The organism is Enterobacter sp. BIGb0383 (assembly GCF_003751845.1).
In the GTDB taxonomy this organism is placed as follows: domain Bacteria; phylum Pseudomonadota; class Gammaproteobacteria; order Enterobacterales; family Enterobacteriaceae; genus BIGb0383.
The window spans coordinates 1,161,843-1,180,830 of sequence record NZ_RJKQ01000002.1 but is presented as its reverse complement, the minus strand read 5'-3'; the positions used below and the strand labels follow the sequence as shown (position 1 = coordinate 1,180,830).

Here is an 18,988-nt window from a genome sequence, read left to right as displayed (position 1 = left end):
GATTAGCCCCGTGATTTTGGATCGAGCGTATCGCGCAGGGCGTCGCCCAGCAGGTTAAACGCCAGCACGGTGACAAAAATGGCCAGTCCCGGGAAGACGCTGACATGCCACAGACCGGCCATCATCATACTGCGGCTCATCGCCAGAATATTGCCCCACTCCGGCACGTCCGGCTCCGGACCGAGGCCGATAAAGCTGAGTCCCGCAGCGGTCAGAATACTGGTGCCAATACGCATGGTGAAGTAGACAATAACGCTGGAGAGCGTGCCGGGCAAAATATGGCGCAGCAGGATCACCCGGTCGCGGGCTCCGGCGCAGCGCACCGCTTCCACGTAGGCGGCCTGTTTTAAGGACAGGGTCGAGGCGCGGACGATGCGGGCGAAGACCGGCACGCTGAATACCGCCACCGCGATAATCACGTTGTTCAGCCCCGGCCCGAGGATGGCCACCACGGCGATAGCCAGCAGCATGCCCGGAAAGGCGAACAGCACGTCGGAGCCGCGCATAATCAGCATATCGACCCAGCGGCCATAGTAGCCCGCCAGCAGGCCGAGCAGCACGCCGACCACCATGCCTAACGTTACGGAGACCACGCCGACGTACAGCGAGATCCGCGCCCCGTAAATAATCCGGCTTAAAATATCGCGCCCCAGCTCGTCGGTACCCATCCAGTGCGCGGCGGACGGCGGCGCGGAGAGCGCCATCCAGTCAGGCGTCATTGGGTCCGAGGGCGCCAGCCAGGGGGCAAAAATCGCCACCAGCACCAGCAGAACAATAAAGCCGCCGGAGACCAGCGCCATCGGGTGGCGCAGAAAGGTCTGCCAGAAATCACGCCACGGGGAACGGATAGTTTCCGGGGCCAGGGACGTCACGGGGAGGGGGATTCCGGGTTGACTCATCACGACTCCTGCTGCAAACGGATCGCCGGGTTCACTACCGCATACAGCAGATCCACCAGCAGATTGATAACGATAAATTCAAACACGAACAGCATCACCAGGGCCTGGATCACCGGCTGATCCTGGGTTTTGATCGACTCGATCAGCAGCCAGCCCAGACCCGGCCAGTTAAAGACGCTCTCCACCACAATCGAGCCGCCGAGCAGAAAGCCGAACTGCAGACCGAGCATGGTGATCACCGGGATCAGCGCGTTACGCATAATATGCTTCCACACCACCAGCCGACCGCGCAGCCCTTTAGAGCGGGCGGTGCGCACATAATCTTCCTGCGAAACCTCAAGGAAGGAAGAGCGGGTAAAGCGCGCCATCACCGCCGCCACGCTGGCACCGAGGGTGAGGGCGGGCAGGATGATATCCGCAGGCTGATGGAAGCCGCCGACGGAAAAAATGCCGAAGGGCATCGCCACAAACTGGATCAGCAGCAGCCCCAGCCAGAATGTCGGCATTGAGATGCCGCCAACGGCGCTGCTCATCAACAGCCAGTCGAGCCACTTTCCGCGCTTTAGCGCAGAGATCACGCCCACGCCCAGGCCCAGCACCACCGACCAGGAAAACCCGGCCAGCGCCAGCCAGAAGGTCGGCATAAAGCCCTGACGGATCACCTCGACGACCGGCTGCTGGGTGCGGAAGGTCACGCCAAGATCGCCGCGAAACAGTCCCGCCAGCCAGTTAACATACTGCTGAGGCAGCGGATCGTTGAGGCCAAGATGTTCCCGGGCGGCGTCGATCGCCTCCCGGCTCGCGTCCGGCCCGGCATAGATCATCGCCGGATCGCCGGGGAGTAATTTAATAAAGCCAAACACCAGCAATGAGACCACCAGCAGTACCGGGATCATTTCCAGAAGGCGTCGGATAATGTAAGTCACCATGGTGGTTTCTATCCTGTTACGGATGCCGCGATCGGGGCCGATCGCGGCATAAGGTCTTATTTAAATTCGGCCTGGGTATAGAGCAGGTTGCCGTCCGGCAGCATCGAGACGCCGGTCAGGTTTTTGCGCTTGCCGACCAGGTTATCCGGGGTGCCGAGGAAGGTAACCGGCGAGGCTTTCCACAGCAGCTGCTGGGCGGTCGCGTAGGCGGCTGCGCGCTTCTCCGGGTCCGCCGTCGCCAGTCCGTCGGCAATGGCTTTATCGACCGCCGGATCGCTGAAGTAGGAGGCGTTATAGGATTTCGGCACCCAGGATTCGGTGGCGAACAGCGGGCGCATGGCCCAGTCCGCATCCCCGGTCGAGGTGGACCAGCCGCCGTAGTAGAGATCAAACTCGGCCTTTTGCGGGTCGCTGACGCTCCACAGCTTGCTGTTGCGGGTCCCGGAATCCATTGGCGTGACCGTCACGCGAATACCCGCGGTGGCCAGCTGCGCTTTCAGGAACTGGGCCGCCCGCACGCTGGCGGTGGCGTTGGTGCTCCACAGCTTCAGATCGATCCCGTTCGGATGTCCCGCTTCTGCCAGTAGCGCTTTGGCTTTGGCCGGATCGTAGCTGTAGTGCGGCTCCGCCTGCTTCTGATAGAACTGCACCCGCTCCGGGATCGCCGAGGTCGCCGGAGTGCCCATACCGGCAAACACCACCTTCAGCCACAGATCGCGGTCAACGGCGTAGTTCAGGGCCTGGCGCACGCGGACGTCGGCGAGGGTCTTATTGCCGGTGTTCACCGCCATATAGTAGAGATAGATGCTGGGATCGCGCTGAATACTCAGCTTGCTGTCGCCCTGGACACTATTGACCAGATCCGACGGCAGGGGATAGATCGCATCCACCTGGCCCGATCGCAGCGAGGCGACGCGGGTCGCATCTTCCGGGCTGGGGGTAAAGGTGACGTTATCGACCTTCGGCCAGCCTTTATTCCAGTAGTTTTCGTATTTGGTGAAGCGCACTTCTTTGCCCGGCTGCCAGCCGACAAATTTAAACGGGCCGGTGCCGACCGGGTGCAGACGCAGCTGGGATTCCTGTGGATACTGTTTCAGCACCGCCGGGCTCCACATCACCGCCGACGGGTGGGCGAGGGTGTTAATAAACGCGCCAAACGGGCGGTTGAGGGCGATCTTCACCCGATCCGGTGCCAGCACGGTGACCGTCTCGATCATGTTATACAGGCTGTTGCGCTTCAGGCCTTTGGACTGATCCGCCAGACGATCAAGGTTGGCTTTTACCGCTTCGGCATCGAAAGGCGTGCCGTCCTGGAAGGTCACGCCCTGGCGCAGGGTGAGCGTGAATTCGGTGGCGGTGTCATTGTTCGTAAAACCCGTTGCCAGCCACGGCGTCAGCTTCATGGTCGGATCGAACTGAAACAGTCGCTCGAACATGCCGCTTTGCACGGAATAGCTGACGTTATCCGAGGTGTCGTGCGGATCCAGCCCGGTAATATCGGCATACATAGAAATACGCAGATCCTGAGCGTGGGCGACAGCCGCCAGACACAGGGACAGCCCGAGGGCGAGAGAACTGCGGCGAAAATGTTTCATGTCGTCTCCTGATGCGAAAAGGATGAAGGAAAAGAGAAAGCGCCGTCGATGACCCAGTGTTCCGGGCCCACCTGACGGTAGGGGGGTTTTGTGACCACCTCTCTGATTTTGCGCAGCGGCGAGGGCGGCTCATGGTCTTCGAACTGACGCTCCGGGCGCTGCGTCGGGTCCGCCACCGGCACCGAGGCCAACAGGCGGCGGGTATAGGGATGGGCGGGATGATTAAATACCGCCTGGCGCGGGCCGGTTTCCACAATCTGGCCGAGGTACATCACCGCCACGCGGTTGGCGATACGCTCCACGACCGCCATATCGTGGGAGATAAAAATCCACGCCACGCCGGTCTTCTGCTGCAGATCCATCATCAGGTTGATCACCTGGGCCTGAATCGACACGTCCAGGGCGGATACCGCCTCGTCGGCAATAATAATTTTCGGCTTCAGAGCCATGGCGCGGGCGATGGCGATACGCTGACGCTGGCCGCCGGAAAATTCATGCGGGTAGCGGCGGGCATGTTCCGGCTGCAGGCCCACGCTTTTCAACAGGGCGTCGACCTGCGGCGTGGCTTCCTCCAGCGAGGCGACCAGACCGTGCAGCAGCAGCGGTTCGGCAATGGTAAACCCGACGGTCAGGCGCGGGTTCAGGGAGGCGTATGGATCCTGGAAGACCATCTGAATTTCACGACGCAGGGGCTGAAAATCAGCGCTGCTGAGGTTGGCAATCTCTTTACCCTCGAACCAGATACTTTCAGCCTCGCTTTTCAGCAGGCGCATCAGGGCGCGGCCGGTGGTGGATTTGCCGCAGCCACTCTCGCCGACGATGGCCAGGGTTTCGCCCGGCCAGAGGGTAAAATCGATCTGCTCCACGGCGTGGACATGGTGGGTCAGGGCCGAGAAAATACCGCTGCGCACCGGGTAGTAAACCTTCAGGCCGCGTACGTCCAGCAGGGGTTTTTCATCGTAGCGGGCGGTCTGCTGGCTGCCCTGCTGCTGCGCCTGGCCGGGCAGGGGAAAACGCTCCGGCCAGCGGGTTTCTTTCATATCGCCGAGCTTCGGCACCGCCGCCAGCAGCGCCCGGGTGTACTCATGCTGCGGGCGATGAAAAACGTCCTCCACGCGGCCCTGCTCCACGACTTCCCCGCGCAGCATCACCACCACCCGATCGGCCACTTCCGCCACCACGCCCATATCGTGGGTGATAAACAGCACCGACATAGCCGACTGCTGCTGCAGGTTTTTCAGGATCTGCAGAATGCGCGCCTGGACGGTCACATCCAGGGCGGTAGTGGGTTCATCGGCGATCAGCAGGCGCGGCTCGCAGGCCAGGGCCTGGGCGATCATCACCCGCTGGCGCATTCCGCCGGAAAGGGAGTGCGGGTAGCTCTCCATGACGCGATCGATATCGGCGATCTTCACCTGGCGCAGCAGCTCGCGGGCGCGATCCTGAGCCACCTTACGTGAACAGAGACGATGATCGAGCAGGGCTTCCGTCAGCTGATCCCCTACCTTCAGGACCGGGTTCAGGGAGGTCATCGGCTCCTGGAAGATCATGGCGATCTCCCGGCCCCGCTGCTGACGGCGCTGCTCTTCCGACAGGGTGAGCAGATCCTGTTGAGTGCCCTGGCGCGACTGCCAGAGGATCTCACCGCCATTAATAGAGGCCGAGTCGGCCAGCAGCCCCATTACCGCTAACGAGGTCACGGATTTTCCGGAGCCGCTTTCGCCGACCACCGCCACCACTTCCCCGGCGTGAATATCCAGCGAGACGCCTTTTAGCGCCTGGCTGGTGCCGCTGCGTCCGTGAAAGCTGACGTCCAGATGGCGGATCGACAGCACGGGCGTATTTTCGGAATCGGCGTCCGTCATAGGATTTCCTCGTTGGGTTACAGCCAGATCTGGCCTTGTGAGTACGTCAGAAAAGGGGAACTGTCGGCGGCCAGCCAGATGGGGCCGTCGAGATCGACATGCTCGGCAAAGACGGCCACCGGCAGGGCGGCCTCCATCGCCAGGGACGAGCCCAGCATGCAGCCGACCATCAGGCGCATGCCGCACGCTCTGGCCGCTTCCACCATCTGCAGCGCTTCCGTCAGGCCGCCGCACTTATCGAGCTTGATATTGATCATCTCGTAGCGATCCTGCAGGGCGGCAATATCCTCGCGGGTATGGCAGCTCTCGTCGGCGCAGACCGGGATCGGGTGCGGGAAATCGGCCAGCGGCCTGTCTTCTCCGGCGGGCAGCGGCTGCTCGATCATCGCCACGTCGTACTGCTGCAGCGCCTGAAACAGCGGGGGAAGATCGAGCCCACCCCAGGCCTCGTTGGCGTCGATAATCAGCTGCGCCTCGGGAGCCGCGGCGCGAATGGCGGCGACCTTGTCGAGGATCTGCTCATGGTTGAGTTTGATCTTCAGCAGGATCGCCCCGCGTGCGGCCGCGTCTCCGGCGGCGGCGGCCATATTCTCCAGACCGTCGAGGCTAAGCGTTTCTGCGGTCACCGTTGATGTCGGTGCCGGGAGCGCCAGCCGCTGCCAGAGCGTCTGGCCCGCGAGGGCGCACTCCAGCCGCCACAGGGCGCAGTCCAGTGCGTTGCGGGCGGCACCGGCGGGCATTAGCTGCTGGAGCGCTTCGCGGCTGGTCCCTTCTTCAATAGCCGTTTTGGCCGACTGGAGCTGGGCGGCGACGGATTCCGGCGATTCGCCGTAGCGCGGCGTGGGCGTGCATTCGCTCAGCCCGATAAAGCCATCCTGCTCCAGGGTGACCCGCACCACGGTCACGGCGGTGCGGGTGCCACGGGCGATGGCAAAGGGACGCGCCAGCGGCAGGGCAAGGATCTCGACCTGCATATCCCGCATCTTATCCGTGCTCCTTCAGGCGCAATGCGATGTCGGCGATGCCGAAGCGCACCGGATCGGTGGCCGGAACGCCAAACTGGGCGCTAATCGTTGCCAGATAGTCGCGGGCTTCCTGCTCGCCGTAGTTGGACGAGTTGATGGCGAAACCGGCCAGCTCAACTCGCTCGCTGGTCACTTTCGCCACCCGCATATTCGCCTCCACGCACTCCTCAAGGCTCACCATTGGCTGGTGGGGCAGGTGACGCATATGCGGACGGCCCATTTCATGACACATCAGCAGCCACTGGGGCTGGGCGCCGTGGATAAGCCCGGTGCTGACGCCCGCGTAGGACGGATGGAAAAGAGAGCCCTGGCCTTCGACGATATCCCAGTGGTCATCCTCGTTAGCCGGAGAGAGGTATTCGGCGGCCCCGGCGATAAAGTCGGCGATCACCGCATCAATGGCGATCCCTTCCCCGGCGACCAGGATCCCGGTTTGCCCGGTGGCACGGAAGTCGGCCTTCAGACCGATCTCGCGCATTGCCGCTTCCAGCGCCAGGGAGGTGTACATCTTGCCCACCGAGCAGTCGGTGCCGACGGTGAGCAGGCGCTTGCCGCTGCGTTTTTTGCCGCTGCCGACCTGCAGTTCCGGGCGCATATGGCGGATGTCGAACAGTTCGACGCCTTTTTCCGCTGCGAGGGCGCTGAGCTCTGCATCGTCGGCCAGTCGGTAGTGCAGGCCGCTGGCGACGTTCATGCCTGCCTCAATGGCGGCGCGCACCGTGCCTTTCCAGTGTTCCGGCAGAAAACCTCCGGCGTTGGCGGTGCCCAGCACCAGGGTCTGCGCCCCGCGAGCTCTGGCGGTGGCGATATCCAGCTCGTCGAGGCCCAGCGACACGGTGCCGCCCGGCAGGCGCATTTCACCAATGCACTGCTCCGGACGCCATACGCTAATGCCCCGCGCGGTTTTCGCCGCTAGAGGGTCGGTGACATCGCCGAGAAATAATAAATAAGGCTGAGGTATGATCATGGTTTATCCCAATCCAGTCGGTCATAGAGTTATTTTGAAAATTCCATTTTTCATCCACAAAAACAAATTCAAAAATGTCGCAGGGGTATAACCTGACGTTATAGCCATATTCAGCGATAAGAAATTTATGCTGTGAATACGTTTTTATTTAATTATTTACCCAATAAATTACTTTAAAATCTGCGAGTTATGAAAATAACACGATTTCAGGCTTCACATTTTTTGTTTTTACTGAATATGATGTTAATCACCTAAAACATTATTCATGGAACATTATGAAACCCGTTATTGTTATTCACGGCGGCGCAGGAGCATTAACGCGTCAGGCGATGAGCCCGGAGAAAGAACTGCGCTATCTTGCGGCCCTGCAGGACATTATTTGCCAGGGCCAGCGTCTACTGACAGCCGGGGCATCGGCGCTGGATGTGGTGACGGAGGCGGTAACCATGCTGGAGGATTGCCCGCTGTTTAACGCCGGGCGCGGGGCCGTGTTTACCCATCAGGGCACGCACGAACTGGATGCCAGCATTATGGATGGCCGGACGCTGGAGGCGGGGTCTGTGGTCGGTGTGCAGCGTATTCGTCACCCGATTCAGGCCGCCCGCAAAGTGATGGAGCATAGCGCGCATATCATGTTTACCGCCGCAGGTGCGGAGGCGCTGGCCCGTGAACAGGGGCTGGAGATGGTCGAGCCGGACTATTTCTCCACCGACGAGCGCTATCAGCAGCTGCTGGCGGCGCAGCAGGGCGCGGGGAAGGTGTTGCTCGATCACGATGCGCCCCTCGATCCCGAGCGCAAATTTGGCACCGTCGGGGCCGTGGCGCTGGATGCTGAGGGCAACCTTGCCGCCGCCACCTCGACCGGCGGCATGACCAACAAACAGGTTGGCAGGGTCGGGGATTCGCCGATACTCGGCGCGGGCTGCTATGCCAGCAACCGCACCGTGGCCGTCTCCTGTACCGGCACCGGGGAGACGTTTATGCGTACGCTTGCCGCCTACGATGTGGCGGCGATGATGGAGTACGGCGGCCTGAGCCTGGAGAAGGCCGCTGACCGGGTGGTGATGGAAAAAATCACTTCGCTTGGCGGCAGCGGCGGGCTGATTGCCGTCGACGGGCAGGGCAATATCGCCCTGCCGTTTAACAGCGAGGGGATGTATCGCGGCTATGGCTATGCCGACGACAAGCCCGTGGTGGCGATCTACCGTTAAGTGCACGGGGATGGTGCAGGCGCACCCTGTTCGGGCGGGCAGGTGACGCCCGGACCGCAGAAACCCGCGATACACGCGGGTGGCGAGATTATTGCATAGCTTTTTGCCGATCCCCGTCCGGCATCCTGCGGGCGGCGTTATGCAAGGATGACGCTATGCGTTTACGCCATATCGAAGTATTTCAGGCCATTGTTCAGACCGGCACCATCAGCGCTGCCGCCCGGGCGCTGAACGTGTCCCAGCCCAACGTCAGTCGGGTGCTGAGCCACGCCGAGCAGCAGCTCGGCTTCGCCCTGTTTGAACGCGGCACTCAGGGGATGACGGTGACCGAAGAGGCGACCCGGCTGATGCCGATGGTGGACGATCTCTACGCCCGCCTGCAGGCGATTACGGCCCTGACGGAAAATATCCGCCGGGCGCAGGAGCAGCGGGTACGGCTCGGAGCGGCCCACGCCTTTGGTCAGATGATTGTTGCCCCCGCGCTGGTGGCGTTTCATCAGCAGGCGCGCAGCGTCAACGTCGAGCTGGTGACCGAGCATTTCAGCACCCTGTGCCAGAATATCCTTCAGCGCGAGCTCGATTTTGCCCTGGTATTTGGTCAGCAGGTCCCGGCGGATCTGCTGGCGGAGCCGCTGTTTCAGTCCAGCATGGTGGCGGTGGTGCCGAAAGACTCGCCGCAGAATGGCCCGGTGTCGCTGGAGTGGCTGTGCGATAACAATTTGCTGATGATGCAGCCGCAGGATCCGTTGGGTCAGGTGCTGCATCGGGCACTGCGCAACAAAGGGCTACGTCCGGTAGTCTCGCTGTCGATCAAAACCTATTCGGTGATCGCCGATATGGTGCTGGCGGGCGGCGGAACCGGCGTGGTCGATCTCTTTACCGCCTGTCGCTATGCGGATCAGCTCAAGATCCTGCCCGTCGATCAGCCCCTGCCGTTTGAAGTGATGATTATTGGTCGCCGGGATACGCCCCAGTCGCGGGAGGCGCTGCAATTGAAGAAAGTGCTTAAGCAGAAACTGCGCGATCTGGCCCTGCAGTGTTCGACCCTGATGCATCGCGACGTGCTGCCGCTGGCATCGGTATAGCCCCGCCGGGAGGCGGGGCCATTGATTGTCGGTCAGAAATCCATCTTAACCGTAAACTGCACTTCACGCGGATCGCCGATCTGGTTGCCCAGATTGTTGGTGCCGATAGACGAGGTGTAGTAGGTCTTATCGAAGAGATTCTTCACGTTCAGCTGGAGCGTTACCGGATACTGCAGCTTCATTTTGTACGCCGCGAAGGCGTCCGCCACAAAGTAGCCCGGCAGATAGTAATCCGCCCCGTTGGTCGCCGAACGACGGTTTACGCCGTGGCCGCCGCCGCCCAGGGTCAGGGTATTGTTGCCAACCAGGTTGTTAATGTCGTAGGTCAGGAACAGGGAGCCGGTATGGCGCGGCACGTTCGGCATCGGCTTCCCGGCGTATTTCGGGTCGTCCGTCACCTTCGCCGCCGTGTAGCTATAGCTGGCGATCAGGTTCATATTCGGCGTCAGCGCCCCGGCCACATCCACTTCCAGGCCACGTGAGCGCACGCGCCCGGCGGTTTTAGCGACCGTCTCATCGTTGACGATTTCGCTATACATTACGTTGCGCTTATGAATATCGAACAGGGAGATATTGGCGGTCAGCCCGTCGAACAGGTCAAACTTGGCCCCGATATCGTAAGCGTTGGAGGTTTCCGGCGGCAGATCCCCGATATAGTTGGCGATGGAGTATTGCGGCATAAAGGTCTGAGAGACGTTGCCGAACAGGGAGACCGACGGCGTCAGTTTGTAGACCATACCGAATTTCGGCGTCAGCTTCTCATCTTTGCTGTCGGTGTTAACGTTAAACGGACGGCCCTTCCCGGCGTACTCGGTATAGGACTGGTAGCGCGCCCCGGCGACGACAATCCACTTATCCGTCAGATAAAGCGCATCCTGAACGTAGGCGGAGTAACTCTCTTGCTTGATGGTCTGATCGCTGTCGGCGGCGGAAACCTGGGTACATTCGCTCAGATTGCCGTAGGAGGGGTTATAGATATTAAAGCCCTTCACGTTCTTGCAGCGGATCATATCGGTGCGCAGCAGATCGTAATTCTCGTACGAGATCCCGGTCAGAACTTCGTTATAGAACCCGCCAATCGTCACATTCCCCTGCAGATCGGCGCGGGTGCTGTGCATCCGCTGGGTCGAGCCCTGGGTGGCGTCCACGCGGCGGGTCAGGTTGCCGGTCGCGGAATCATAGGCCATCACGCGGGCCTGGTTATCGCCGTATTTGTCCTGACTAAAGCCGTAGTCAAAGCGGGCGGTCCACTCGCTGTTAATGCGGTATTCGGCATTCAGCTGCGCCAGATCGGATTCGCCGTCGGTGATGTTAAACGCTTCATCAAAGCGGGTTTCACGGCTGACGTTAACCGGTTTTTTGGTCGTCAGATCGAAGATGGTTCCGCGATCGAACGGCGTCTTGTAGCTGCGATGGCTGTAGAGCACGTTGACCGTGGCGTTATCGCCAAACCAGGTCAGGGACGGCGAGATAAAGGTGCTTTTCTCTTTGCCGAAATTGCGCCAGTAATCTTCATTCTGGTATTCGCCGATCAGCCGGTACGCCAGACGGGTGCCTTCAATCGGGCCGGTCACGTCAAACTGGCCTGTGCCGCCGCCGAAGCTGGTGGAGGTAGCAGAAATGCTGCCGCCAAAGGTGGTTTCCGGGCGTTTGGTGACCACGTTGATCAGACCGCCGGGATCGAGGATCCCGTAAAGCGTGGAGGCCGGGCCTTTCAGCACTTCAACGCGCGAGGTAGCGGCGTTAAAGCTGCGTGGCACCACGGTGCGCAGGCCGTTGGTCATAATCGACCCGTCGCGGTTAGCGCCGAAGCCGCGGCGGACAAAGGCGTCCTGGGTGCCGCCGAGGGTGTTGGTCTGTACCACGTTGCTGACGTTATACAGGGCTTCATCAAGGCTGGTGGCGTGCTGATCTTCCAGTACCCGGTCGCTGACGGTATTGACCACCTGCGGGATATCGAGCATGGGCATCGACGTCAGGGTTGCGGTAGAGGAACTCAGCGGCTGATAGCCGGAGGTCGCCGGACGGTCGGCATTCGCATCGGCGATAACCGTCAGGGTGTCGCCCTCTTTAAGAGGATCGGTGGTTTTTTCCGCAGCCTGCGTAAGCGGCGCAAACGCGACGCCTAAAAAGAGCGACGAGAACAGCGCACGCCCTTTCATCCCAGAAAAACAAGAAGTTAACTTAGCCATTTTATGTGTTTTCCGCAAAAACGCCCCGTGATAAGCGACGGGGAAAAGGTTTTTTAAATCATTGCCCGAACTTCACGCCGTGTGCAGCGCCATCCGTTAAGCCGTCAATCTGCCGTCAGATGTGTAATTGAGAATCATTCAATCACGAGAAAATGTAGTAGTAAACGTAAAATAACAAAAAATCACTACATCAAAGCTCCGACGAAAAAGACGGAGAAATAGCAGGGTTTTTATGGTTTTAAGATATTGAAAATAAAGTGCTTATTATTAAAATATCGGCGATGGTGAATTGCGGTAGCGGCTGAGATTAGCCGCTTTTACGGTCGGGTCTTATCAACTTGACTACTACAGCCTCAGGCGGCAATATCGCAAAGCGAATGAGAGTTATTTTTATTTAATTATTGATGCAGCGTGCGCCGGGTTTTTTGGCTGCTGCGGCGCGGGAGTCAGGATGCCACAGCAAGTGGAAAACGGAGCCGACGGACAGGGGATTGTTCTGCAACAGCTGTCGGCGGGCTATCACAACAAGGTGGTGATCGACGGCATTGATCTGACGATCCCACAAGGACGTATGACCGTGCTGGTCGGGGCGAACGGCTGTGGTAAATCGACTCTTTTGGGGACCATCGCCCGGATGCTGAAGCCGCTGGGCGGCAGCGTCACCCTCGACGGCAAATCGATTCATCAGCAGCCCACCAAAGCGGTGGCGCGCCAGCTCGGCATTCTGCCTCAGTCTCCGCTGCTGCCGGAAGGGCTGACGGTCTTTGAGCTGGTTTCTCGTGGGCGTTTTCCCTGGCAGGGGATGATGCGCCAGTGGTCGGAGGCCGACGAGCAGGCGGTACAGCAGGCTCTCGACCTGACCGGCACCGCGGAATTTGCCCATCTCCCGGTAGACAGTCTTTCCGGCGGTCAGCGTCAGCGCTGCTGGATCGCCATGGCGCTGGCCCAGCAAACCCCGACGATCCTGCTGGATGAACCGACCACCTTCCTCGATCTCCGCTATCAGGTGGAGATCCTCGAACTGCTGCACGACTTGACCCGCCATCATGGCCGGACGGTGGTCGTGGTTCTGCACGATCTCAATTTTGCGGTGAACTACGGCGATACCCTGGTTTTCCTCCGTCAGGGACAGCTCGAAGGCGTGATCCACGAAGGCCAGCAGTGTACGCCTGAGCTAATCAAGCGGGTGTTTGACGTTGAGGTCCAGATGTCGCTCAATCCGCTGACCGGCAAGCCCTTCTTTATGCCGTTCCGTCGCCAGGACGCTCGCTCGTGACGGGAATGCATCGCTTACCTCTGCGCCGGACCGGCGCGGCCATGCTGGTTTTGCTGGCCCTTCTGCTGGCGGCGGCTATAGCCCATCTTGGCTTCGGGGCACGAACCGTTGCGCCGGGCGTGGTGATCCAGGCCCTGCTCGATTTCAATCCGCGCAACTTTGACCATAAGGTGGTGGTTGAGCTGCGCCTGCTGCGGCTGACGGCGGCGCTGTTAACCGGGGCCGCGCTGGGCGTGGCCGGGCTGCTGCTGCAGGCGGCGATCCGTAACCCGCTTGGCGAGCCGCATATTCTCGGGCTGAACGCGGGTGCAGCTCTGGCAGTCGTTGCTACCACCGCCCTGGGCCTGACGCCCGTTGGGCGACCGCTGATCGCTGCGGGCGGTGCCGCACTACTGTTCTCGCTGGTGCTGGCGCTTGCCGGGGCCGGACGCGCCGGTCTGACGCCGCTGAAGGTCACCCTGTGCGGCGTGGCCCTGTCGGCCTTTGCCTCTTCGATTACCTCCGCGATCTTAATTCTGGATGAACAAACGCTGCTGTCGATGCGCACCTGGCTGGCGGGCGATCTGGCCGGGCTGAACTGGCCTATGCTGCGCAGCGCCAGCCTGGCAGCCTGCGGCGGGCTGGCGCTGGCGGTAAGCGTTGCGCCGTCGCTCAACCTGCTGGCGCTGGGGGATCGGGTGGCCTGCGGTCTGGGCGTTAATCTGCCGCGCACCCGGCTGCTGTCGCTGCTGGCGGTGGCGCTGCTCTGCGGGGCGGCGGTGTCGATTGCCGGGCCGATAGGCTTTATCGGCCTGCTGGTGCCGCATCTGGTTCGCCGTCTGGTTACCGACGACCTGCGTCTGGCGCTGCCGCTGTCCGCCTGCGGCGGTGCGGTCCTGCTACTGCTGGCCGATCTGGCGGCGCGCACGCTGCTGGCTCCTCAGGAGCTGGCAACCGGGGTGATGACCGCCCTGGTGGGCGCGCCGGTCTTTATTGTGCTTGCCGCGAGGTTCTTTAAATGAGTCGCCTGCTGGAACGTAACGGCCTGCGCGCCCTGCGCCTTGGTGAACGCTCCTGGCTGCTGCGTCCGAAAGCGCTGTGGGTCGGCGGGCTGCTGGCCATGCTGGCGACGGGACTGCTGCTGGGCGGCCTGACCCAGGGATCGCTGCCGATCCCGGTCTCCGCGATTGGCCGGGCGCTGTTTTACCCCGAGGTGCTGGCGGAGCAGCAGCAGTACATTGTGTGGGATATCCGCCTGCCGCGGCTGCTGATGGCGATACTGTGCGGCGCGATGCTGGGGATGGCGGGCGCGGCGATGCAGTCCATCACCCGTAACGGTCTGGCCGACCCGGGCCTGATTGGCGTCAAAGAGGGCAGTAGCGCGGTGGTGCTGGTGCTGATCCTGCTGTTTCCTGCGCTGGGGCTGATGTGGCGTCCGCTGGCCGGGATGGCGGGCGGCCTGCTGGTCGCCGCGCTGGTCGCGGTACTGGCCCGTGATTTTTCCCGCCCGCGCTTTGTGCTGATCGGTATCGGCGTCTCCTGGGCGTTCTCGGCGGCGATTGGCGTCTTTATGACGACCGCCGACGTGCGCGATGTGCAGACGGCCCTGCTGTGGATGGCGGGCAACCTGCATGCCGCCAGCTGGCCGCTGGTGACGGTGGCGTTCTGCTGGGCGCTGCCTGCCGCCGTGCTGTTGTTAATGACCGCCAGAGCCTCCGACGCGGCGCTGCTGGGGAATCAGGCCGCAACCGGTCTGGGCGTCTCCCTTGCCCGGCTGACGGTGCTGCGCTTTATTGCGCCGGTGCTGCTGACGGCGGCCAGCGTCTCCTGCGTGGGGAGCATCGGCTTTGTCGGGCTGATTGCCCCGCACATGGCGCGTTTTCTGCTGCGCGGTGGCCAGGTCGCACTGCTGTGCGGCAGCGCGCTGCTGGGATCGCTGCTGGTGCTGCTGGCCGACAGTATTGGCCGACTGGCTTTTGCGCCGCTGCAAATACCCGCCGGGATTGTGATCTCCCTGATTGGCGGCCCCTTTTTCCTCGCCCTGCTGTGGCAGCGGCGGGACAGGTTATAAGGTACTAAGGAGTTCTATGCGTATTCTTCTCTCTCTGCTGGTGCTGTTCAGCGTAGGTGCTGCGGCGGCAGACACGCAGTCGTTCACCGACGATCTGGGCCGCACGGTGACGGTCCCGGCGCATCCGCAGCGTATTGTCTCCCTGCACGATCTCGACATTACCATTCCGCTGATCGAACTCGGTGTGCCGCCGGTCGCCAGTCACGGGCGCACCCGCGCCGACGGCAGCCATTTTCTGCGTTCCGGGGCGCTGCTGACCGGGGTGGATTTTGATAACTCGACGATCCGCTTTATCGGTACCGCCGATATTGATATTGAAGCCGTTGCCGCGATGAAACCGGACCTGATCATTACCGAGCCGAACCGCAATACGCCGGTGGAGCAGCTGGAGAAAATCGCCCCGACGGTGAGCATCGATCATCTCGATGGCGGTGCGCCGCAGATCTACAGCAAGCTGGCCCGGCTGACAGGGACCGAAGCGCGTCTGGCGATTCTGGATCGCCGCTACCAGGAGCAGATCAGCCAGCTTAAGCGGGTCATCGATACCCGTAATATCACCGTCTCGGTCTTACAGGCGAATCAGGGCAAAATCAACGCGCTGCATACCTACCACTCTCTGGGACGGGTACTGCGCGATGCCGGATTCCGCTTCCCGCCGCTGATTGACGCCATTCCGGAAGGCGGGCGTATCGACGTCAGCGCCGAACGGCTGCCGGAGCTGGATGCCGACTATGTCTTTGCCACCTGGCGCGCTGATACCGGCGGTAAGCCGCAGGATGAGCTGGACGCGATGAACGCGGTTCTGCCGGGCTGGTGTGATTTCCTCAACGCCTGCCACAGCGGGCGTTATATCCTTCTGTCACGGGATGAGGCGATCTCTAACTCCTATGCCGCACTGGCGCTGATGGTGGCGCAGGTACAGTCCCATATCGCCGGGCGGCCGCTGCCGACGGCCAAATAACCCTGTGAGGAACGGATGCTGAGCACAAGAACGAGCAAGAGCCGCGTCGACGTCTACGGTGAACGCTTCCGGGTGAGAGCGCCTGCGCTGTCGCCCCGGCTGCAGGCGGTGGCGCGCTATATTAACGATCACCGCGAGGCGGTACTGGAGCAGACCGCGATGGAGATCGCCGCCGTGACCGACACTTCGGATGCCACCGTGGTGCGGGCCATTCAGGCGCTGGGTTTTGCCGGTCTGCGTGATTTAAAGCACACCCTGGAGCACTGGTTCGGGCCAGCGGTCACCTCCGCCGAGAAGATGACCACCACGGTGAATGCGCTAGCCTGCGACGTGAATACCGGGATCGATTTTGTGCTGGAAGGGCATCAGCACACCTGTGAAGTGCTCTCATCTGCCCCGAACCGCTACGCCATCGCTCAGGCCGTGGCCATGCTGGTGGAGGCGCGGCAGGTGGCGATTTTTGGTATCGGCGCGTCCGGTATCCTTGCTGAATACACCTCCCGCCTGTTCAGCCGGATCGGCATGCCGGCTAACGTGCTAAATCAGACCGGGATCGGGCTGGCAGAGCAATTGCTCGTGCTACAGCGTGGCGATGTCCTGATTATGATGGCGCAGAAATCCGCCCATCGGGAAGGGCAGACCACCCTGCGTGAAGCGAAACGCCTCGGTATTCCGACCATCCTGTTGACCAATGCCCTGGACTCTCGCTTCAGCAAAGAGGCGGACGTGGTGATCCACGTTCCACGCGGCGGCGAGAAGGGCAAGCTGCCTCTGCACGGCACGGTGCTGCTGTGCCTGGAGATGATCATTCTCTCCGTGGCCTCCGCCACCTCCCAGAGGACGATCAAGTCGATGAAGCGCATTCATGAATTTCATCGCGGGCTGAAACCGGGTAGCAAGAAAGGCTAGTTCGTGGTAACTCTCTGATAAGGCAAATCACAAAGGAGAGGCGACATGCACGTCAGACGGGCAGTACCCGAAGAGGCTGAAACGCTGTGGGAAATTCGTAATCAGGCGATTCGTTCCGGCTGTAAAGAGAGCTACGGGGAGACGGTTATTCGCAACTGGACGCCGGAAGCCATGCCGGAAGGCTACCGTCATGCGGTTGCGGCCAACCCCTTCTTTGTCGTCGATGGTCCCTCAGGCCAGCCGGTTGCCACCGGGTATCTCGATCTCGCCGAAGGCAGCGTGGAAGCCATTTTTACTCTGCCTGCGTTTAACGGTCAGGGGCTGGCCGGGCGTATTCTCGCGGCCATCAAACAGGAGGCCCGCGAGCGAGGGTATACGCAGCTGACCCTGGCCGCCACGCCAAATGCGGCAGGCTTTTATCAGCGCCAGGGCTTTACCGTCATCAAAGAGAGCCTTTATCCGTCGGCGCTGGCGCAGACCTCACTGCGCTGCGTTGAGATGTCCCTGATCCTCTGAGAGCGACTCTTCCATTGCAATCCGCACCGCCTCGCCCATTTTTTGCAGCGCGAGGCGGTTCTCCTCGGTGAGCGGCAGGGCGCAGTTAAGGCGCAGGCAGTTACGGTACTTACCGGAGGCGGAAAACAGCGAGCCCGGCGCCAGCAGGATTTTCATCCGGCACAGCTGACGCGCCACGCAGACCATATCCACCTCTTCCGGCAGCTCAACCCACAGCATAAAGCCGCCCTGCGGCCGGGTGACGCAGATCCCGCACGGGAAATACTGACGGACCCAGCAGGTGTAAGTGTCCATATGGTGGCGATAAATCTGCCGCATACGCCGGACATGGCGGTGGTAGTGGCCGTCGCGAATAAAGGCTGCCGCTGCCAGCTGTGTGGCCGGAACGCTGGTGCCGCTGGCGGCGTACTTCATATGCAGAACCCGGTCGAGGTAGCGTCCTGGCGCAATCCAGCCGACCCGCAGCCCTGGCGCGATGGTTTTGGTAAACGAGCTGCACAGCAGCACGCGGCCATCGATATCCCAGGATTTAATGGTGCGCGGGCGCGGATACTCGGTTGCCAGCTCTCCGTAAATATCATCTTCAAAGATGGCAATATCGTGGCGCTGGGCGAGGGAGAGCACCGCGCGTTTGCGCTCGTCCGGCATAATAAAGCCCAGCGGATTATTGCAGTTGGGTACCAGGATCACGGCTTTGATCGGCCACTGATCCAGGGCCATCTCCAGCGCTTCGATGCTGATCCCGGTTTGTGAATCGGTCGGGATCTCGATGGCCTTAATATCAAAGCCGCGCAGGAGCTGCATGGTGCCGTGGAACGAGGGGGATTCGACCGCCACAATATCGCCGGGCTTGCAGACGGCGAGCAGGGCAAGGGCCAGCGCACCGTGGCAGCCGTTGGTGATCACCAGATCCTCGGCGCTGACCACCGTTCCGCCGTCGAGCATCAGGCGGGCGATTTGTTCGCGGAGCAGGCGCCTGCCGGGGAGTTCGTCATAGTTGAAGACATCGCCGATCTGGTGCTGTACCAGGCGGCTCATTTCGCGCCACAGGGGTTTCAGGCTGGGCTGATTAACGTCCGGCGAGCCGCTGCCGAAGGCGATCACGTCTTTATCCTGGCGGGCATCCAGCAGCGTCAGGATCTGATCCCACTGGGTCACCTCCACCGGGCGCTGAACCGGGCGCGTCATCGCCGGGACCGGCGGCTGGGCCTTACGCGGCGCAACAAAATAGCCGGAGCGAGGCTGGGGCGTAATCAGCTGCAAATTTTCCAGCGTCTGGTAGGCCTGCTGCACGGTACTGATACTGACGCCGTGCTCCTGGCTCAGGCTGCGCACCGAGGGCAGTTTTTCACCGTGGCGATAAAGACCCTGCTCTATACGTTCCGCCAGAATATTGGCCAGATGCTGATAACGCGTCATGCTGTATCCCTTCCTTTCACCATACAGATTAATAAACCAGTACAGATAGCGCCGTTTTACGCCATTCAGACTCTGTTTTAGCGGATCTG

At 61.2% G+C, this 18,988-nt stretch carries 16 protein-coding genes; 8 read left to right on the top strand and 8 right to left on the bottom strand.

Going from position 1 to position 18,988, the window contains the following annotated elements; genetic code table 11:
- Nucleotides 1-2: 2 nt before the first annotated feature.
- The 6 genes from EDF81_RS13915 to dgcN are packed head-to-tail and all read right to left on the bottom strand — an operon-like array spanning nt 3 to nt 7,280.
- A complete protein-coding gene (locus EDF81_RS13915) occupies nt 3-899 on the bottom strand; it encodes an ABC transporter permease subunit (RefSeq protein WP_123348710.1) in 897 nt (298 codons plus the stop codon).
- Complete coding sequence (locus EDF81_RS13910) at nt 899-1,828, bottom strand: ABC transporter permease (protein WP_123348709.1); 930 nt, start codon at nt 1,826-1,828, stop codon at nt 899-901. Before EDF81_RS13910 ends, EDF81_RS13915 begins: the two co-directional genes overlap by 1 nt.
- A 56-nt stretch (nt 1,829-1,884) precedes the next feature.
- Nucleotides 1,885-3,423 (bottom strand): glutathione ABC transporter substrate-binding protein, encoded by a 1,539-nt coding sequence (locus tag EDF81_RS13905; RefSeq protein WP_123348708.1) that lies wholly within the window; start codon nt 3,421-3,423, stop codon nt 1,885-1,887.
- On the bottom strand, nt 3,420-5,288 hold the full coding sequence (locus EDF81_RS13900) for an ABC transporter ATP-binding protein (protein ID WP_123348707.1): 1,869 nt from the start codon (nt 5,286-5,288) through the stop codon (nt 3,420-3,422). Before EDF81_RS13900 ends, EDF81_RS13905 begins: the two co-directional genes overlap by 4 nt.
- A gap of 17 nt (nt 5,289-5,305) precedes the next feature.
- The gene (gene dgcA / locus EDF81_RS13895; RefSeq protein ID WP_123348706.1) at nt 5,306-6,271 is read right to left on the bottom strand and encodes an N-acetyl-D-Glu racemase DgcA; all 966 of its coding nucleotides are present in this window, start codon (nt 6,269-6,271) and stop codon (nt 5,306-5,308) included.
- A gap of 1 nt (nt 6,272) precedes the next feature.
- Nucleotides 6,273-7,280, bottom strand: a complete 1,008-nt coding sequence (dgcN, locus tag EDF81_RS13890; RefSeq protein ID WP_123348705.1) for an N-acetyltransferase DgcN — start codon at nt 7,278-7,280, stop codon at nt 6,273-6,275.
- Between the two features lie 272 nt (nt 7,281-7,552).
- Between dgcN and EDF81_RS13885 the strand changes: the two genes are divergently transcribed.
- Both EDF81_RS13885 and EDF81_RS13880 read left to right on the top strand, forming a co-directional pair.
- The gene (locus EDF81_RS13885; RefSeq protein ID WP_184999529.1) at nt 7,553-8,491 is read left to right on the top strand and encodes an isoaspartyl peptidase/L-asparaginase family protein; all 939 of its coding nucleotides are present in this window, start codon (nt 7,553-7,555) and stop codon (nt 8,489-8,491) included.
- Nucleotides 8,492-8,646: 155 nt separating this feature from the next.
- Nucleotides 8,647-9,576 (top strand): LysR family transcriptional regulator, encoded by a 930-nt coding sequence (locus EDF81_RS13880; protein ID WP_123348703.1) that lies wholly within the window; start codon nt 8,647-8,649, stop codon nt 9,574-9,576.
- Nucleotides 9,577-9,608: 32 nt separating this feature from the next.
- Here the strand turns inward: EDF81_RS13880 and EDF81_RS13875 are convergent, their stop codons facing one another.
- Nucleotides 9,609-11,768: a TonB-dependent siderophore receptor gene (locus EDF81_RS13875; RefSeq protein WP_123348702.1), complete on the bottom strand. Its 2,160-nt coding sequence runs from the start codon at nt 11,766-11,768 to the stop codon at nt 9,609-9,611.
- 451 nt (nt 11,769-12,219) lie between these two features.
- On the opposite strand from EDF81_RS13875, the gene EDF81_RS13870 reads away from it, so the two are divergent.
- The 6 genes from EDF81_RS13870 to EDF81_RS13845 are packed head-to-tail and all read left to right on the top strand — an operon-like array spanning nt 12,220 to nt 17,480.
- Nucleotides 12,220-13,044, top strand: coding sequence for an ABC transporter ATP-binding protein (locus tag EDF81_RS13870; RefSeq protein WP_123348701.1), 825 nt, complete (start codon nt 12,220-12,222; stop codon nt 13,042-13,044).
- A gap of 5 nt (nt 13,045-13,049) precedes the next feature.
- Nucleotides 13,050-14,045, top strand: coding sequence for an iron ABC transporter permease (locus EDF81_RS13865; protein WP_123348700.1), 996 nt, complete (start codon nt 13,050-13,052; stop codon nt 14,043-14,045).
- Nucleotides 14,042-15,094 carry an iron ABC transporter permease gene (locus EDF81_RS13860; protein WP_123348699.1) on the top strand — a complete coding sequence of 351 codons (1,053 nt, stop codon included), beginning with the start codon at nt 14,042-14,044 and terminating at the stop codon, nt 15,092-15,094. Before EDF81_RS13865 ends, EDF81_RS13860 begins: the two co-directional genes overlap by 4 nt.
- Before the next feature lie 16 nt (nt 15,095-15,110).
- Nucleotides 15,111-16,055: an ABC transporter substrate-binding protein gene (locus EDF81_RS13855; protein WP_123348698.1), complete on the top strand. Its 945-nt coding sequence runs from the start codon at nt 15,111-15,113 to the stop codon at nt 16,053-16,055.
- 15 nt (nt 16,056-16,070) lie between these two features.
- On the top strand, nt 16,071-16,964 hold the full coding sequence (locus tag EDF81_RS13850; protein WP_123348697.1) for a MurR/RpiR family transcriptional regulator: 894 nt from the start codon (nt 16,071-16,073) through the stop codon (nt 16,962-16,964).
- Nucleotides 16,965-17,009: 45 nt separating this feature from the next.
- On the top strand, nt 17,010-17,480 hold the full coding sequence (locus EDF81_RS13845) for a GNAT family N-acetyltransferase (protein WP_123348696.1): 471 nt from the start codon (nt 17,010-17,012) through the stop codon (nt 17,478-17,480).
- On the opposite strand, the gene EDF81_RS13840 is transcribed toward EDF81_RS13845, so the two are convergent.
- Nucleotides 17,445-18,899, bottom strand: a complete 1,455-nt coding sequence (locus tag EDF81_RS13840) for a PLP-dependent aminotransferase family protein (protein ID WP_123348695.1) — start codon at nt 18,897-18,899, stop codon at nt 17,445-17,447. The two genes, EDF81_RS13845 and EDF81_RS13840, sit on opposite strands and share 36 nt — an antisense overlap.
- Nucleotides 18,900-18,988 lie beyond the last annotated feature (89 nt).